Genomic DNA, 15,537 nt, shown 5'->3' with positions numbered 1-15,537 from the left:
GTTTGGAAAGCAGCGAAAAACAATTCGCAGTGGTTGGCTTCGTTTTTCGTCATCGGCGAACAAGGTGAGCAAATGGGGATAATCGGGAATACGGTAATGCAAAGAAAACAAAGCGGGGGTGTCCAAGGTCATTATCAAATGACTTTGAACACCCCCCGCTGATTATTAAATCCAGTCTTTCTTGCGGAATAAGTAGAACATAAAGATACCAAGCGCAAGCATGAATCCGATCATATACAAGGAGCCGTACTCCCAGTCCATAATTGGAATATATCCGAAGTTCATGCCGTAGATCCCTGTTATTAAGGTTAGCGGCATGAATATAGTTGTAATGGCTGTGAACACTCTCATAATATCGTTTGCGCGATTCGCGATGCTAAGCTGATAAGATTCACGTAAGTTGCCCATAAGGTCGCGGAACGTTTCGAATGTCTCCGATACTTTGACGGCATTCTCGTAAATATCCTGGAAGTACTTCTGCAGGTCATCGCCGATCAGCCGCAATTCCTTACGATAGAGGACAAGCAGTACCTCTTTTTGAGGGCCAAGACCCTTCTTGAGCCACAGAATCTCACTTCGCAAGCTGATGATTTCATTGAGATGTTCTTTCTTTGTGCTCATAATGAGCTCTTTCTCAAGCTTGTCGATTTTCGCTTCAATTCGATCTCCTACTGTGAAGTAGTTGTCGACAACCAAGTCAATAAGCAGGTAGAGCATAAGGTCAGGCGTGCTAGCTTGCTGCTCCCACAATACAGGCTTCACCATACGCAGCTCGTTAATCTTCTGCTTTGTTACGGTAATAATGAAATGTTTGCCGAGGAAAATGTTCAATGAGCGTAAAAAGATCTCTTCATCGTCAAAGCGAATGCTGTTGAACACGATAAAATAATGACCTTCATAAATTTCGATTTTGGGACGCTGCTCTTCTTCACTCATACAGTCCTCAACTGCCAAATCATGCATGCTGAATAATGGCTGCAGAACGACCAAATCCTCAATGTCAGCATCGATCCAGTAGAAGCCATTCTCTGGCGGTGTTAATGTGACATTGATATCTTCCTCAGTCGTGAAGACGCCCTCGTTGACCAGACGGATTTTCATTGCACTCACTCCTTGACGCTGTCGCCATTGCGACATGCGCATCGTCTAAATGTTACCAGACGACTCGAAACAAGGCTGGGCATGCGCAGTCCGTCGTTCGCGCACGTGATATAAGCCTAGGCACAATTAGTGAACTAGGTTCTCTGCAGAGGCACGAATCCCGACATTGGACTGCGAACTTGCCGCTGCCTGTCGAATCGTATTATTCGGTTGTACGTACGTACTACGGAACGACCTCGGGTCGCCATCCATCCGAACTCACCTCAGCTTGAATAATTGTACGTGACTTTATATATCATGCGCCCAGTGAAGGAATGATTATTGCCTTCATTGAAAAGTTAAGGCCTCGACGCACCTTGTTAAGTATAACGCTCGTACTTCAACCTTTCAAGACAAAATCCATTGGCGGAATTCGTCAATAATGTATCGTATGCGAAGGGGGTGGAATCGTGATTTTTTGTTGTGTTCCCCTCTTGACGAACAGCTTCTCTTTGCCGTACATTATTACCAAGGCCAAATCAAATGAATATTCATATAAGCAATCTTATCAAGAGTAGGTGGAGGGACAAGCCCGATGAAGCCCGGCAACCGGCGATGCGCAGTATGAAGCGCGACGCACGGTGCTAATTCTTGCAGGGACGATGGAAGTCGTTACTGACAGATGAGAGAGGCTCATGAGCATGTATAACATGACCTTTCTCGTAGTCGAGGAAGGTCTTTTTTGTATGTCTCTAGCCATTTGTGCCGTTTCAAGTCAGGCCTGTGAGCGGTTGTGGCCAATGTGATTTCATGTGCCGACACCATCCAATTACCATTTTCGAGGGGGAGAGCGTCAATGCCGATTAAAATTCCGGATCATTTGCCGGCCAAAGAAATTTTGACCCAGGAGAATATCTTCGTCATGGACGAAACGAGAGCCTATCATCAAGATATTCGTCCGCTGCGAATCATCATTCTCAACTTGATGCCGACGAAAGAGACTACGGAAACCCAACTCCTGCGTTTAGTGGGCAACACGCCGCTGCAAGTTGAGGTGACGCTCCTTCATCCAGCAAGCCATACATCCAAAAATACGTCCGCACAGCACTTATCTTCGTTCTACAAAACATTTGAAGATATTGAAGGAGAGCAGTTTGATGGTATGATCATTACGGGTGCTCCTGTCGAACAGATGAAGTTTGAAGATGTAGACTATTGGGATGAGTTGTGCCGCATTATGGAATGGTCTAAGGAGAATGTAACTTCCACGTTCCATATTTGCTGGGCATCACAAGCGGGCCTCTATCATCACTATGGAATTGCGAAATATGCACTGGATCAGAAAATTTTCGGTGTATACGAGCATGTACTAACTAAGGAAAATGTGAATCTGACACGCGGCTTCGACGAGATGTTTCTTGTACCGCAATCCCGTCATACGGAATTTCGGAGAGAGGATGTCGCGAAGATTGCCGAGTTAGAAATATTAGCGGAGTCGGAAGAAGCAGGAGTGTATTTGGTAGCGACACATGATGGGAAGCAAATTTTCGTGACCGGTCATTCGGAATACGATCCCTGTACACTGAAGTGGGAGTATGACCGCGATATTGCAAAGGGGATGGAGATGGACATTCCGATAAATTATTTCCCGAATAACGATCCTTCCCGCAAGCCTTACTCCACTTGGCGTGCGCATGCCAGCCTCCTCTTCTCAAATTGGCTAAACTACTACGTATATCAAGAAACACCTTACGAATTGGGCAAAGCCGTACCGCGCAAGGAAGGGGCTCATCAACTATGATCGAACGCAACGAAGAGAACTACCGCATCGAAAGTCGATTAGCTCAAATTGGATCGGTTCATGAACCAAAAACGGGAGCTATTAATTATCCGATTTACCAAGCAACTGCATTCAGGCATCCGAAGCTTGGACAGAGCACGGGGTTTGATTATATTCGGACGAAGAGCCCGACTCGTACTGTTCTAGAGGAAGCGGCGGCTGCTTTGGAATGTGGGGATGCCGGATTTGCCTGTAGTTCTGGGATGGCTGCATTACAGACATTGTTCGCGATGTTCAGTTCAGGCGATCATCTGATTGTTTCCCTCGATTTGTACGGTGGTACTTATCGTCTGCTGGAACGGATTATGTCTCGTTTCGGCGTGACGGCCTCTTATGTAGATACGAATGATTTTGATGCGCTTGAGTCTGTAAGAACACCGCAGACGAAGGCTGTCTTTATAGAGACGCCTACGAACCCCTTGATGATGATTACGGATATCGAGAAGGTAGCGGCGTGGGCGAAGGTTCATGGAATTCTCACTATCGTTGATAATACGCTGCTAACGCCATTTTTCCAACGCCCGATTGAACTTGGGGCAGATATGGTAGTCCACAGCGCAACGAAGTACTTGGGCGGACATAATGATGTGCTTGCTGGTCTGATCGTAACGAAAGGGAAGCAGTTGTCGGAAGAAATCGCCTTCCTGCATAATTCGATCGGGGCTGTCCTGAGCCCGACTGACTCCTATCAATTGATGCGCGGCATGAAGACACTTGCCCTTCGTATGGAGCGGCACCAGTCCAACGCAACCCGTATTGCCGAGTGGTTGTTAGAGCATCCTGCCATCGACAATGTGTATTATCCTGCACTCGAGCAGCATCCGGGATATGAGATTCAACAGCGCCAATCGTCGGGCAACACAGGCATCTTTTCCTTCCGCTTGAAGAATGCAGCTTATGTAGAGCCGATCCTGCGCCACTTGAAATTGATCGCCTTCGCGGAGAGCTTGGGTGGGGTAGAGTCGCTGATGACTTATCCGGCGGTTCAGACCCATACGGATATTCCGCAGGAGATTCGGGATCAGATTGGTGTAGACGATCGCTTGCTCAGATTCTCGGTTGGAATTGAACATGTTGATGATTTAATTGCTGATTTGGAGCAAGCGATAGAAGCGGCTAGAGTAGAAGTGGAGGGATAACGGAGATGAGTGAGCAGAATTCGAATCAAGCATCAGACGGTCAGTTAGGCAAGCAATCACGCCGGTTTGCGACGAAGCTGATCCATTTTGGCGGTGAGATCGATGCCGGTACGGGAGCTTCCAGTGTCCCGATTTACCAAGCTACGACATTCCATCATGAGGACATTTACAATCCGCCTCAGTACGATTACTCTCGCTCTGGCAATCCAACACGTGAGGCATTGGAGCAATATATTGCACTGCTCGAGGGCGGAACGAATGGATTTGCCTTCGCATCAGGGATGGCAGCGATCTCTTCGACATTCTTGCTGTTATCGGCAGGAGATCATGTTATCGTAACGGAAGATGTGTATGGTGGAACGTACCGTCTCCTGACCTCCATTTTAAACCGGTTGAACATTGAGTCCACCTTAGTGGATATGACCGACATTGAGCAGGTGAAGGCTGCGCTTCGTCCAAATACGAAGGCTGTCTATATGGAGACACCGTCCAACCCGACGCTCAAAATTACGGATATTGCAGAAGTGACCTCATGGGCCAAGGAAAAGGGTCTGCTCACCATGCTGGATAATACGTTCATGACCCCTTATCATCAACGTCCAATTGAGCTTGGTGTTGATATAGTCTTACATAGTGCAACCAAGTTCTTGGGCGGACACAGTGATGTGCTCGCAGGTCTGGCAGTAACAGCCAACGAGAGTCTTGGACGCCGTGTGAAGCAATTGCAGAATGGCCTTGGCACTGTGCTTGGGGTTCAGGACAGCTGGCTGCTGATGAGAGGCATGAAAACATTGGAAGCTCGGATGAATCAGAGTGAGCAGAGCGCCCGCCGCCTTGCACTGTGGCTGAGTGAACGGTCGGACATTGCTGACGTCTATTACCCTGGTCTAGCTGATCATCCTGGCCGTGAGGTGCATGAGAAGCAATCACTGGGATACGGAGCAGTGGTATCATTCGATGTGGGTTCTGGCGAACGGGCGAAGCAAGTGCTGAACAACGTGACAATCCCGCTTGTGGCAGTCAGCCTTGGCGCTGTTGAGAGCATCTTGTCTTATCCTGCCATGATGTCTCACGCAGCAATGCCGCATGAAGTTCGTCTGCAGCGTGGAATTACGGATGGATTGCTCCGCTTCTCTGTTGGGCTTGAACATGTCGAGGATTTGATTGCAGATTTGGATCAGGCGTTATCCAAATAACCGATTCTATCCAGCACCCTTCTCATGGAAGGGTGCTGTTTTTTATGGGCGATGTATGTTACGATTATTTAGTGAAGCTGCTTCTTGAGCGATACAATGCACAACTAGATGATGAAGCAGCATGTGCAATAATCCGTACAATTTAACCCCGCCGTAAGCGGGGTCTACTTCGCTTTATATACGAGAGTGTAAGGCAACATATGAGAGGGGAAGTGACTGTGACGATGTCACCGATAGACCGCATTTTGGACAAAGCGCTTCGTGGTGAACGATTGAATACAGACGATTGCGTGACCTTGTTCGAATCTGATCAGATCGAGAAAATGGGGGCAGCTGCCGACCAAATTATGAAGAAATGGCATCCAGATCCGATTGCTACATTTGTAATTGGGCGCAATGTCAACTATACAAATATTTGTGATACGTACTGCAGATTCTGTGCCTTCTACCGTGCTCCGGGTTCGAAGGAAGGTTACGTGCTTCCTGATGAAGTCATCTTCCAGAAGATTCAGGAAACGATCGATGTAGACGGAACTGAGATTCTGATGCAGGGCGGAACAAACCCAGAGCTTCCATTCAGCTATTATACGAATCTGCTTCGCGAAATTAAGAAACGGTTCCCAAGTATTACAATGCACTCCTTCTCTCCTGCGGAGATTATGAAGATGAAGGAAGTCTCGAATGGATTATCTCTAGAAGAGGTAATCCGTCAAATTCATGAAGCGGGTCTTGACTCACTGCCGGGCGGCGGCGCTGAAATTTTGGACGACCGTACTCGTCGGAAGATCAGTCGCTTGAAGGGTTCATGGCGTGATTGGATGGACGTCATGCAAACTGCCCATAAGGTCGGCATGAATACAACGGGCACGATGGTTATCGGCTTCGGCGAGCTGCTGGAAGAGCGCGCACTGCACTTGGAGCGTATTCGTACAGCACAAGATGAATGCATGCAGAACGGCCATCCTTCCAAAGGCTTCCTTGCGTTCATTCCATGGACATTCCAACCGGACAACACGAACATGAAGGCAGAGCGCGTATCGCCTGAAGAGTATTTGAAGACACTCGCGATCAGCCGCTTGTTCCTGGATAATATTCCGAACTTCCAAGCTTCATGGGTAACGATGGGGCCGGAAATTGGCAAGAAGACGCTCAGCTTCGGCTGCAATGACTTTGGCAGTACGATGATTGAGGAGAATGTCGTATCGGCTGCTGGCGCTACACATAAAGTAAACATCGGAAGCACGCTGCAGCTTATCCGTGAAGCGGGCAAGATTCCTGCGCAGCGTGATACGAAGTATAATATTTTGCGTGTGTTTGATGATGAACATGCAACGGTTGCCAAAGATTTTGTTATGCAAAATTAGGCGTCAATTGAAAATGAAACAGTACACTTGCTGGACTTTCCGTTTGGAAAAGCCAGCAGGTGTTTTTTTATTTTTGGCGATAATGCCAGAAGGAATGCGAGTGTCCTCTGTTTTCCAGATTCGTCTTCGTATATCTCCATTCATGACCCCATATACTTAAGAAGGAACAGAAAGGAGTGGGCTCATGGAGTTGTTCACGATCTCGTTGCCGCTGCGATCCGAATATGACGCAGTAACGCTGACTGATTTGCTGCAGCAGGAGCTGAGCGATTTACATAAACAGCCGAATGGCGTGGAATTCCAGCAATGGTCTGAAGGGCAGACGGCTTGGATTACATGCCGGGGCATCTTGCCAGGTTTTCAACTGTCTACACAAGGACAAGATGTATGGAATAGAGCGGCCAAGGCAGTTGCTGAATTTATTCTGTCCCAAAAAGAAAGGCTGCTTCTTGCTTCCTTAATTGCAAAGGATTCGAAATACAGTGAAGAGGAACGCCGTAAAATTGAGGAATACTGCCAGCAGCTGCTCAACGGTGGAGATGAAACCGGTTCTAGTGAGTCCAGACGCAGACGCAAAGGGAAACTTACACGTGCACTGCGGCGATATTTAGAAGATCATACTGCCCTTAATGTTGAAGGGTTCATTCAGTTCCGTTTGCGGCACTATTTAACAGAGCTTCGTGAAGTGGTTGACTATGCGATTGATGAATATGTACTTGAACGGCAGTATCAGGAGTTCATTGGTCTTTTGAAATACTTCGTGTTCATTCAGGAGACGAAGATCCCTCTTGCGCACTTAATGCACAAGGGCGGTCATGAATTTACGCTCCTGGATGAGGATCTTCAGCCGCTTGAGCCGAAGCATGTGATGAATGGCATGGTTGTGGAGATGATTGATTATGATATGGAGATGGAGGATATGATTGTGAGCACACTCATCAACGTATCCCCGCAAAATATTATCATTCACACGCGCGAGCCAGAATCTCAGGTGATTAAGACGATTCAGCAAATCTTCGAATCGAGGGTGCATGTATGTGTATTGTGCAGTTCTTGTCATGCTGTGCTTGGTGGAGATGGCTGGCCTCACGAGACTCTTGTACATAACAACGTGCAGGACGGTTCAATGCTGCGGCCATAGCATTTCATGATTCGGGAATCGGAGCTTGACCACCCTGCGAAGATCGCATATAATATGCGGTATTGAGTAATCAATAGCATACGATATGCGATGACAAAGACATGAATAACGGACGGAACCGTTCAGAGAGAGGGATCGAGGCTGCAAGTCCCTTCGGCAACGCTGTTTATTTACCACTTTAGAGCTTTGGATGGGAACAACGAGCTTACTCGGTCAGTATCATCCAACGAATCATTCCCGTTACCGAATGCTCAAGGACTGATCTGAGGAAAGCGTGCGACAGAGCATTGCGGCATATGATGCTGTAATTGTAATCGCGTAAGCATCATCAGCAGTTGAATGAGGGTGGAACCACGGGTTACTAATTGTCTATAACACTCGTCCCTTTACAGGGCGGGTGTTTTTTATTTTTTCAGACAAATTCAATAGGCTGTGTTGTGTACGGTGAAGATGGGAAGAACGTGTAATTGTTTGTTTCCTAGCCGGCATAAAGAAGATGGACAGCAGATTGAATGATGCCATATAAACTGGGAGGAATCGCAAATGTCTAACGTAAAAGTAACATTTCCAGACGGTGCTGTTCGTGAATATGAGCAAGGCACTACTATCGAAGATGTAGCGGGCTCGATTAGCAGTGGATTGAAGAAGGCTGCACTAGCGGGGAAGCTGGATGGCAAGGTTGTTGATCTGTATACGCCAATTCAACAAGATGCGAAGATTGAGATTGTAACTGCAGATTCAGAAGACGGGCTTGAAGTGCTTCGCCACAGTTCAGCCCACTTGACAGCGCAAGCAATCAAGCGCTTGTACAAGGACGCAAACGTGAAACTTGGTATCGGTCCCGTTATCGAAGATGGCTACTACTATGATATTGACCTGGATATCTCCTTGACGCCTGAGGATCTGCCGAAGATCGAGAAGGAAATGCAGCGTATCGTGAACGAGAACCTGCCAATTCAACGCCGTGAAGTATCTCGTGAAGAAGCTCTACGCATCTTCACAGAAATCGGTGATGAGTTGAAGCTGGAGCTTATCCGCGATTTGCCTGAAGATTCTGTGATCACTATCTATGACCAAGGTGAATTCTTCGACTTGTGCCGTGGACCTCACGTCCCATCTACAGGCAAGTTGAAGGTATTCAAGCTCTTGAACTTGGCGGGTGCTTACTGGCGCGGCAACTCGGACAACAAGATGCTGCAGCGTATTTATGGAACAGCATTCTCGAAGAAAGCACAGCTTGATGAATATTTGCACTTCTTGGAAGAAGCGAAGAAGCGCGATCACCGTAAATTAGGTAAAGAGCTGAAGATCTTCTCCTTCTCCCAAAAAGTTGGACAAGGCTTGCCGCTCTGGCTGCCAAATGGTGCGACATTGCGCCGTACGATGGAGCGCTACATCGTGGATATCGAAGAGCGCTTGGGATACAGCCACGTGTATACACCGGTACTTGCGAATGTGGAATTGTACAAAACATCCGGCCACTGGGAACACTACCAAGAAGATATGTTCCCAACAATGGTTATGGATAACGAAGAGCTTGTTCTGCGTCCAATGAACTGCCCGCACCATATGATGGTGTACAAGTCTGACATGCGCAGCTATCGTGAATTGCCAATTCGTATCGCCGAGTTGGGAACCATGCACCGCTATGAGATGTCCGGAGCGCTCACGGGCTTGCACCGTGTTCGTGCTATGACATTGAACGATGCGCATATCTTCTGCCGTCCGGATCAGATCAAGGAAGAATTCGCGCGTGTTATTAATTTGATTCGCCGCGTATATGACGATTTCGGAATTAAGGATTATCGCTTCCGCTTGTCTTATCGCGATCCGCAGGATACAGAGAAGTACTTCCCAGACGACCATATGTGGGAAATGTCTCAACGCATGCTGCGTGAGGTTGTTGAAGAATTGGGTCTTCCATTCTACGAAGCAGAAGGTGAAGCTGCATTCTACGGACCGAAGCTGGATGTGCAAATTAAAACAGCGCTTGGCAAGGAAGAGACACTGTCGACTGCACAGCTGGACTTCTTGCTTCCTGAACGCTTCGAGCTGGAATATGTCGGCGATGACGGACAGAAGCATCGTCCTGTCGTTATCCACCGTGGTATCATCAGTACGATGGCGCGACTGACTGCATTCTTGCTGGAGAACTTCGCAGGGGCGCTTCCGCTCTGGCTCTCTCCAGTTCAAGCGAAGGTCATTCCAGTATCGCCGAACTACGAAGAGTATGCGAAGGAAGTAACAGAATCTCTGCGTGATGCAGGTATCCGTGCTGAAGCGGATGTGCGCAACGAGAAGCTTGGCTACAAGATTCGCGAGGCACAGCTGGAGAAAACACCATACATGCTCGTCGTCGGTGAGAATGAGAAGAACAATGGTGCTGTATCCGTGCGTAAGCGTGGAGAAGGCGATCTTGGCATGAAGCCGGTAGCAGAAGTGGTTGCGCTGCTGCAAGAGGAAATCCGTACGCGCCATATTGCGCAGGCTGCTCCACAAGAAGATTCACAGAAATAAAGGGCGAGCTAAGAGCACCCTTGTCATAGAGAAGCTCTCGTCTTAGACGGGGGCTTCTTTTTTTTTTTGATTCGCGGCATTCATTAATAAAGTTCCTTAAAATCTTACGTGACAATATTGTAAGCTCCGCATAAGGTTAATCGCACGATATCATTTGTATCTTGCTCTATAATTGAATATATCATCATGAGATGAAACACAAACGGAAAGAAGTGATTGGACGAATGAAACTTACAGGAAGACAATTGCTACATACAACAATAGCATGTGCAATGGCTTTTACCCTGCTTGCTGCTCCGCTAACATCTGGAGGCACAGCTTATGCACAGCAGGCTGCGGCGGATCAAGTCAAGACGATTAGCACAGCAGGAATGCAGTCTCAACAACAAGCAACTTCACATATCCAATACAATATCCAAGCGAAGCTGAATACGGACGACATGACCATTACAGGCAAGCAGACGGTGAAATACCGCAATACGTCTGAGGACAAGCTGAATGATGTTGTGTTCCGTCTGTTCGCAGATGCCAATCGTTCGAAGGATACACAATCGAGCATGTTCGTACGAGCGAATGAGGAGATTGCAAAGGAATACCCAGATAAGAAACCAGAGGATTTCCTTGGCGGTATTGATATCCTTAGTGTAAAGGATGCTTCGACCGGTGCTGCCCTAGCTACCACAAATGAGAAGCAGGCGCTTACGGTTCAGTTGGCAAAAGCGTTGGGCAAGGATGAAGAAGTAACGTTAGAGCTTGAATATAAAACGAAAATTCCATTCGGTTCACAGCGCTTGTCCTACTATAAGGACATCATTAATGGGGCGCATTGGTTCCCGGTTATGTCTGTGTACGATGAAGCAGCACATAAGTGGAATAAGACCCCATATAGTAAGACATTCGAAACGGATTACTATGAGGTTGCCGACTATACGGTTGCAATGGATGTTCCAGACAAGCTGCAAATCGCGATGCCTGGACAAATGTCGGAGAAGTCTGGTGAAGCTGGCCGCAAAATCGTAACGACGAAATCGGACAAGACGCGCGAGCTCGTGTTCTTCTCCAGTGAGAAGTTCCATAAGGCCAGCAAAACCAAGAATGGCTTAACGATTGAATATGTATATTACAACGACAACAATGATCCTGCGAAGACGGCAGTTGTCAATAAATATATTGATGAGGCATTTAAAGCGATTGAATTTTTTGGCGATAAATTCGGCAAATACGAGTACCCCGATTTTCGGATCGTGGAATCCCATGTAGAAGGTGTTGCTGTTGAATTTGCACGCCTTATCCAAATGGGGCGGGTAAATCCAAATGCTGTTCCTGAAAAGGATTCTGTCTTTGTCCATGAGATTGCGCATCAGTGGTTCCATTCCATCATCGGCAACGATTCTGAAACCGAGTCGTTCTTGGATGAAGGGTTTGCTGACTTTTCCAAGGTGTATTATTATGATGCCCAGGGCGACAAGATGAATGGATTTGATAGTGCCCGTATTGAAACGTTCTCATTGGATCGGGCTATTAATTCCCCGAATGACAAGGCTGGAGATTCTCCGGATGCGCTGTTCTATAAAAAAGGTCGCCTTGCGATTTATGAATTGTACCGCACGGTTGGGCAAGCGAAGTTCGATGCCTTTATGAAGGAGTATTTCAATCGCTATGCGTATCGCAACGCAACCGTAGCGGGACTGCTCCAAACGATTGAGGATCAGTTTGGCAAGGCTGTGCGCGATCGAATGGATGATAACTTAAACAAGCCTAATTTTGAACTCAAGCCGGAATACCAGATGACAGAAGCTGAAATGGCGGAGTATATGCGGTTGTCGATTTTAGAAATGTATGATGGGATTGATCAGTCCTATCCTAAGTTGCCGAAAGAGACAATGTACAAGGTGCTTAACAAGGCGATACATGGAGAACCGCTAGCGATCATATACAGTAGTCCTGTAAGCGCAGAAGCGAAAAAGCAGCAAGAGCAATTTTTCGAGAATATTTCCAATGTGTTGAACATGGGCGGCGTTAAGCCTGTGATCTTGAGTGAGAAGCAGGCTGTGAAAAAACAGTTGGAGACTTCTCTGGCAAAGAGCAATGTCATTGTAATCGGCAATCCGAAGTCCAATTCATTTATTCAAGCATTGAAGCCGGCTATTATTGCAAAAGCTGAACAAGCGGGCTTCCCTTGGAAGGAAGTAATGAACACAAAAGGACTGCTAGGTGGCTACGGAATTATGCATCCGTACAATAAGGATCGTCTAGTGGTGCATTATTTCTGGACAGATGATCATATGACGAAGAAATCAGCAGAGCAGTTTTTGACGGGAATTGGTTTTCAGAGCTTGTCGGTTACGAGCAATTTCCAGCAGCATATTGTGAAAAAGGTTGATGGCTCTATTTATAAAGATAAGCATGTTGAAAATCCGATTGCCAAGTTTTTTGAACAAGCCGAGTAATCAACAGTAAGGAATAGCATATTGGATAATCAATCCAAGACAAATGAAGCAAGAATGTAAGACTTGGGCTGCAGAATAATTCTGCAGTCTTTTTTTTATTTATCACTATCTTCATGAATATTATGTTAGGTTATATTACATGAAATTTGTATAACTTGACGCATTTCATGCATTTTATAACATAACCCATTGATTTGCACAATTTACCTTTATATAATTCCTCTAACAACAAGATTTCGTGTAATAAAATCTAACATATAAATAGCGAGGAGTGTAGAGAAAATGAGGATGAACAGAGACAAGAGCCTTAATCGGAGTAGGAGCAGACGTTTTGCTTCGGCGACTGGTGTGCTTGGTGCTGGATTTGCATGTTTTAGCCTATTTCCGGATGCTGTCAGTGCCGCGGGGGAGGCTTCTGTGCAATCACTGGAATCTGGTCTGAACGCACTGTGGGTAATGCTGTCGGCTATACTGGTGCTGCTTATGCAAGCGGGATTCATCCTGCTGGAAGCAGGGTCTGCACGAATGAAGAACGCAGGTCATATTGCCGCAAAAACGGTCATTACGGTTGGGCTTGGCTCTCTTGTATTTTGGGCAGTCGGCTATGGCTTGATTTTTGGTATGAATGGCAATTCGTTTATTGGTTGGGGTGATTTCTTCTTTACTCCAGCTTCCTCTACAGGGTTACCACCTTCCGTATTTTTTACCTTCCAATTAGCCTTTGCTGCTGTGTCACTCTCGATCGTGTGGGGTGGATTTGCCGAGCGCGCGCGATTGTCCGCTTACATTTGGTTTGCGATTCTGTTCACGGCATTGATTTACCCAGTGGTTGCTCACTGGATATGGGGAGGCGGCTGGCTTGCGATGCATGGGAAGCAGGATTTTGCCGGTTCTACGGTTGTGCATTTAACAGGGGCTATGGCTGCGCTGGCTGCGACATTGCTTTTGAAGCCGCGCATGAACAAATACGATTCAGACGGTTCGTCCAAGAAAATAAAAGGTCATAACCAAGTATATATAACGCTCGGTGTGCTTCTGCTGTGGGTGGGGTGGTTCGGTTTTAATGCAGGAAGTACGTTGTCGATCGGTGATGGATTTTTTGGATATGTCGCCATGAACACACAGCTTGGAGCTGCAGCGGGGGCTGTTGCGGCGCTTGCTATTAGTTGGCTGCGCAGCGGCAAGGCAGATGTGCCTACCCTCTTGAATGGAATGCTGGCGGGCTTGGTTGCGATCACAGCTTCGTGTGCATTCGTGGAGCCTTGGGCGGCCATCGTAATTGGTTTGGCGGCTGGTATTCTAGTGTACTACAGTGCGCTCTGGTTCGATCGTCTGCGAGTTGATGACCCAGTCTCAGCCTTGTCGGTACATGGGGTAGCAGGGGTATGGGGCACGCTGTCCAATGGGATATTCGCCACTTCGGCATTGGCGGAGAAGGTTGGTGTAGGCCAAGGAGGCTGGCTGGATACAGGCAGTCTGCATCAGTTATGGGTGCAAGCCTATGGGATTCTAGCGGCGGGCGGATTTGCATTTGTCTCTTCTTACGTGCTGTTGTATGCAGGGAAACGGTTGTTTGGCTTGCGTGTCAATGCGGGGCAAGAGTGTATCGGCTTGGATTTAAGTGAACATGGCGAGTATGGCTATCCTGAACATTTTGAACATGTTGATCAAGATATGCAAGAATCGCTCAGAACGGAGTCAGATGAGGAAAGCGCTAAGCAGTATTCCGAAGGATTGAATGAAAGAATCTCTTGATCTAAAGGGGACTGAGTGCGAATAAAACTCTGTTGAACGTGGTGAGGAAGCTTAAAGAATCTCCCCTGAAGGGGGCTATCCTTACAACAGGTGTTTGCCCACAAAAAACAGCGACCAGGCTCATTTTGAGAACCCGGTCGCTAATCCTGCTGTGTTCAGCGTTCTTTCTGCTTCTATTTCGTTGCTTTTTCACCTTTGGAAGCATTATTGCGCAAATGTAGATAAACCGTATGTTTTGTGATTTTCAGCGCATTTGCCACAAGAGTGACCGCATCCCTTAGGTTGAATACGCCTCGTTCATGCAGCAGTCCGATAATATGCTTGTTCCGGTTCGCATAAGAGATGTCTGGAGAAGCATCGACTTCTTCGATCGTTCGCTCAATCGTTTCTTGAATCATATCCTCCACGGATGAAGCAAAATGCTCGGACTGCTCCCTTGCTTCCATATCCGGTTGCGGCAGGAAGGTTTGCAGCACATCAGCAAAAGATTCGTCAATATTCATGTTGATGCAAAGCAGTCCGATAATCTTGCCGCTATCACCCCGAATCGCGATCGTGCTGGACTTCATCTGGCGATTATTCTTGCTTCTCGTAAAATAGCTGAGCGACTGCTTTCCATTGGATTGTTCAATTTCTTGCAGCATTTGCAAAGCAATATTGGTGATAGGCGCTCCCAGTTCCCTGCCTGTATGATGCCCATTTGCGATTTTGACAACCGAATGCTGATAATCTTCCAAACTATGAAGAACAATTTCCGAAGCAGGCCCCAAATAATTGGCTAATCCCTCTACTACTGCATCGTAGGATTCCAAAATTAAATGATCTCGCTCTGTAAATCTTGTATTCATTGCATCAAGTCCTTCCCTAGACAACCCGAATTTGACCAGAAGATTTCTTTGTCATTCGAGAAATATTATATTGCTTGATACAACATAATAATGACGCTCTGGACAATCTTATAATCAAAAAAAGTTGATAAAATAAACTAGATTTGATTATATCAACTATTAGTAATGATAAATTACTATTATCATAACGCGAACTTCAACCTCAAT

The 15,537-nt window shown here is 46.8% G+C and carries 10 protein-coding genes and 1 riboswitch; of the genes, 8 read left to right on the top strand and 2 right to left on the bottom strand.

All coding sequences use genetic code 11. The features are described from left to right. Positions 1-165 precede the first annotated feature (165 nt). A complete protein-coding gene (gene corA, locus BBG47_RS14605; protein WP_065292295.1) occupies positions 166-1,101 on the bottom strand; it encodes a magnesium/cobalt transporter CorA in 936 nt (311 codons plus the stop codon). 541 nt (positions 1,102-1,642) lie between these two features. Further along, a riboswitch (SAM riboswitch) is annotated at positions 1,643-1,769 on the top strand. A gap of 167 nt (positions 1,770-1,936) precedes the next feature. Here corA and metA point away from each other — a divergent pair. The 8 genes from metA (at position 1,937) to BBG47_RS14565 (ending at position 14,482) form a co-directional block, all read left to right on the top strand. Then, entirely contained in the window at positions 1,937-2,881 is a 945-nt protein-coding gene (metA, locus tag BBG47_RS14600; protein ID WP_021254588.1) for a homoserine O-acetyltransferase MetA, read from the top strand. Then, positions 2,878-4,059 (top strand): aminotransferase class I/II-fold pyridoxal phosphate-dependent enzyme, encoded by a 1,182-nt coding sequence (locus tag BBG47_RS14595; RefSeq protein WP_065292294.1) that lies wholly within the window; start codon positions 2,878-2,880, stop codon positions 4,057-4,059. Before metA ends, BBG47_RS14595 begins: the two co-directional genes overlap by 4 nt. 5 nt (positions 4,060-4,064) lie before the next feature. Beyond that, positions 4,065-5,255, top strand: coding sequence for a trans-sulfuration enzyme family protein (locus tag BBG47_RS14590; RefSeq protein WP_065292293.1), 1,191 nt, complete (start codon positions 4,065-4,067; stop codon positions 5,253-5,255). Positions 5,256-5,479: 224 nt separating this feature from the next. Beyond that, positions 5,480-6,619, top strand: a complete 1,140-nt coding sequence (mqnC, locus tag BBG47_RS14585) for a cyclic dehypoxanthinyl futalosine synthase (RefSeq protein WP_028531863.1) — start codon at positions 5,480-5,482, stop codon at positions 6,617-6,619. 184 nt (positions 6,620-6,803) lie between these two features. After that, positions 6,804-7,760: a putative sporulation protein YtxC gene (gene ytxC / locus BBG47_RS14580; RefSeq protein ID WP_021261987.1), complete on the top strand. Its 957-nt coding sequence runs from the start codon at positions 6,804-6,806 to the stop codon at positions 7,758-7,760. A gap of 543 nt (positions 7,761-8,303) precedes the next feature. Beyond that, positions 8,304-10,277 carry a threonine--tRNA ligase gene (gene thrS / locus BBG47_RS14575; protein ID WP_065292292.1) on the top strand — a complete coding sequence of 658 codons (1,974 nt, stop codon included), beginning with the start codon at positions 8,304-8,306 and terminating at the stop codon, positions 10,275-10,277. Between the two features lie 224 nt (positions 10,278-10,501). Continuing rightward, a complete protein-coding gene (locus tag BBG47_RS14570; protein ID WP_065292291.1) occupies positions 10,502-12,727 on the top strand; it encodes a M1 family metallopeptidase in 2,226 nt (741 codons plus the stop codon). A 282-nt stretch (positions 12,728-13,009) separates the two neighbouring features. Further along, positions 13,010-14,482 carry an ammonium transporter gene (locus tag BBG47_RS14565; protein WP_065292290.1) on the top strand — a complete coding sequence of 491 codons (1,473 nt, stop codon included), beginning with the start codon at positions 13,010-13,012 and terminating at the stop codon, positions 14,480-14,482. Between the two features lie 173 nt (positions 14,483-14,655). Here the strand turns inward: BBG47_RS14565 and BBG47_RS14560 are convergent, their stop codons facing one another. Beyond that, positions 14,656-15,330 (bottom strand): helix-turn-helix transcriptional regulator, encoded by a 675-nt coding sequence (locus tag BBG47_RS14560; protein WP_021254015.1) that lies wholly within the window; start codon positions 15,328-15,330, stop codon positions 14,656-14,658. Positions 15,331-15,537 lie beyond the last annotated feature (207 nt).

Origin of the sequence: Paenibacillus sp. KS1, from assembly GCF_001680695.1 — a bacterium.
Taxonomy (GTDB): Bacteria; Bacillota; Bacilli; order Paenibacillales; family Paenibacillaceae; genus Paenibacillus_B; species Paenibacillus_B suaedae.
The sequence above is the reverse complement of the archived record's forward strand: the minus strand, read 5'-3'. Positions and strand labels throughout refer to the sequence as shown.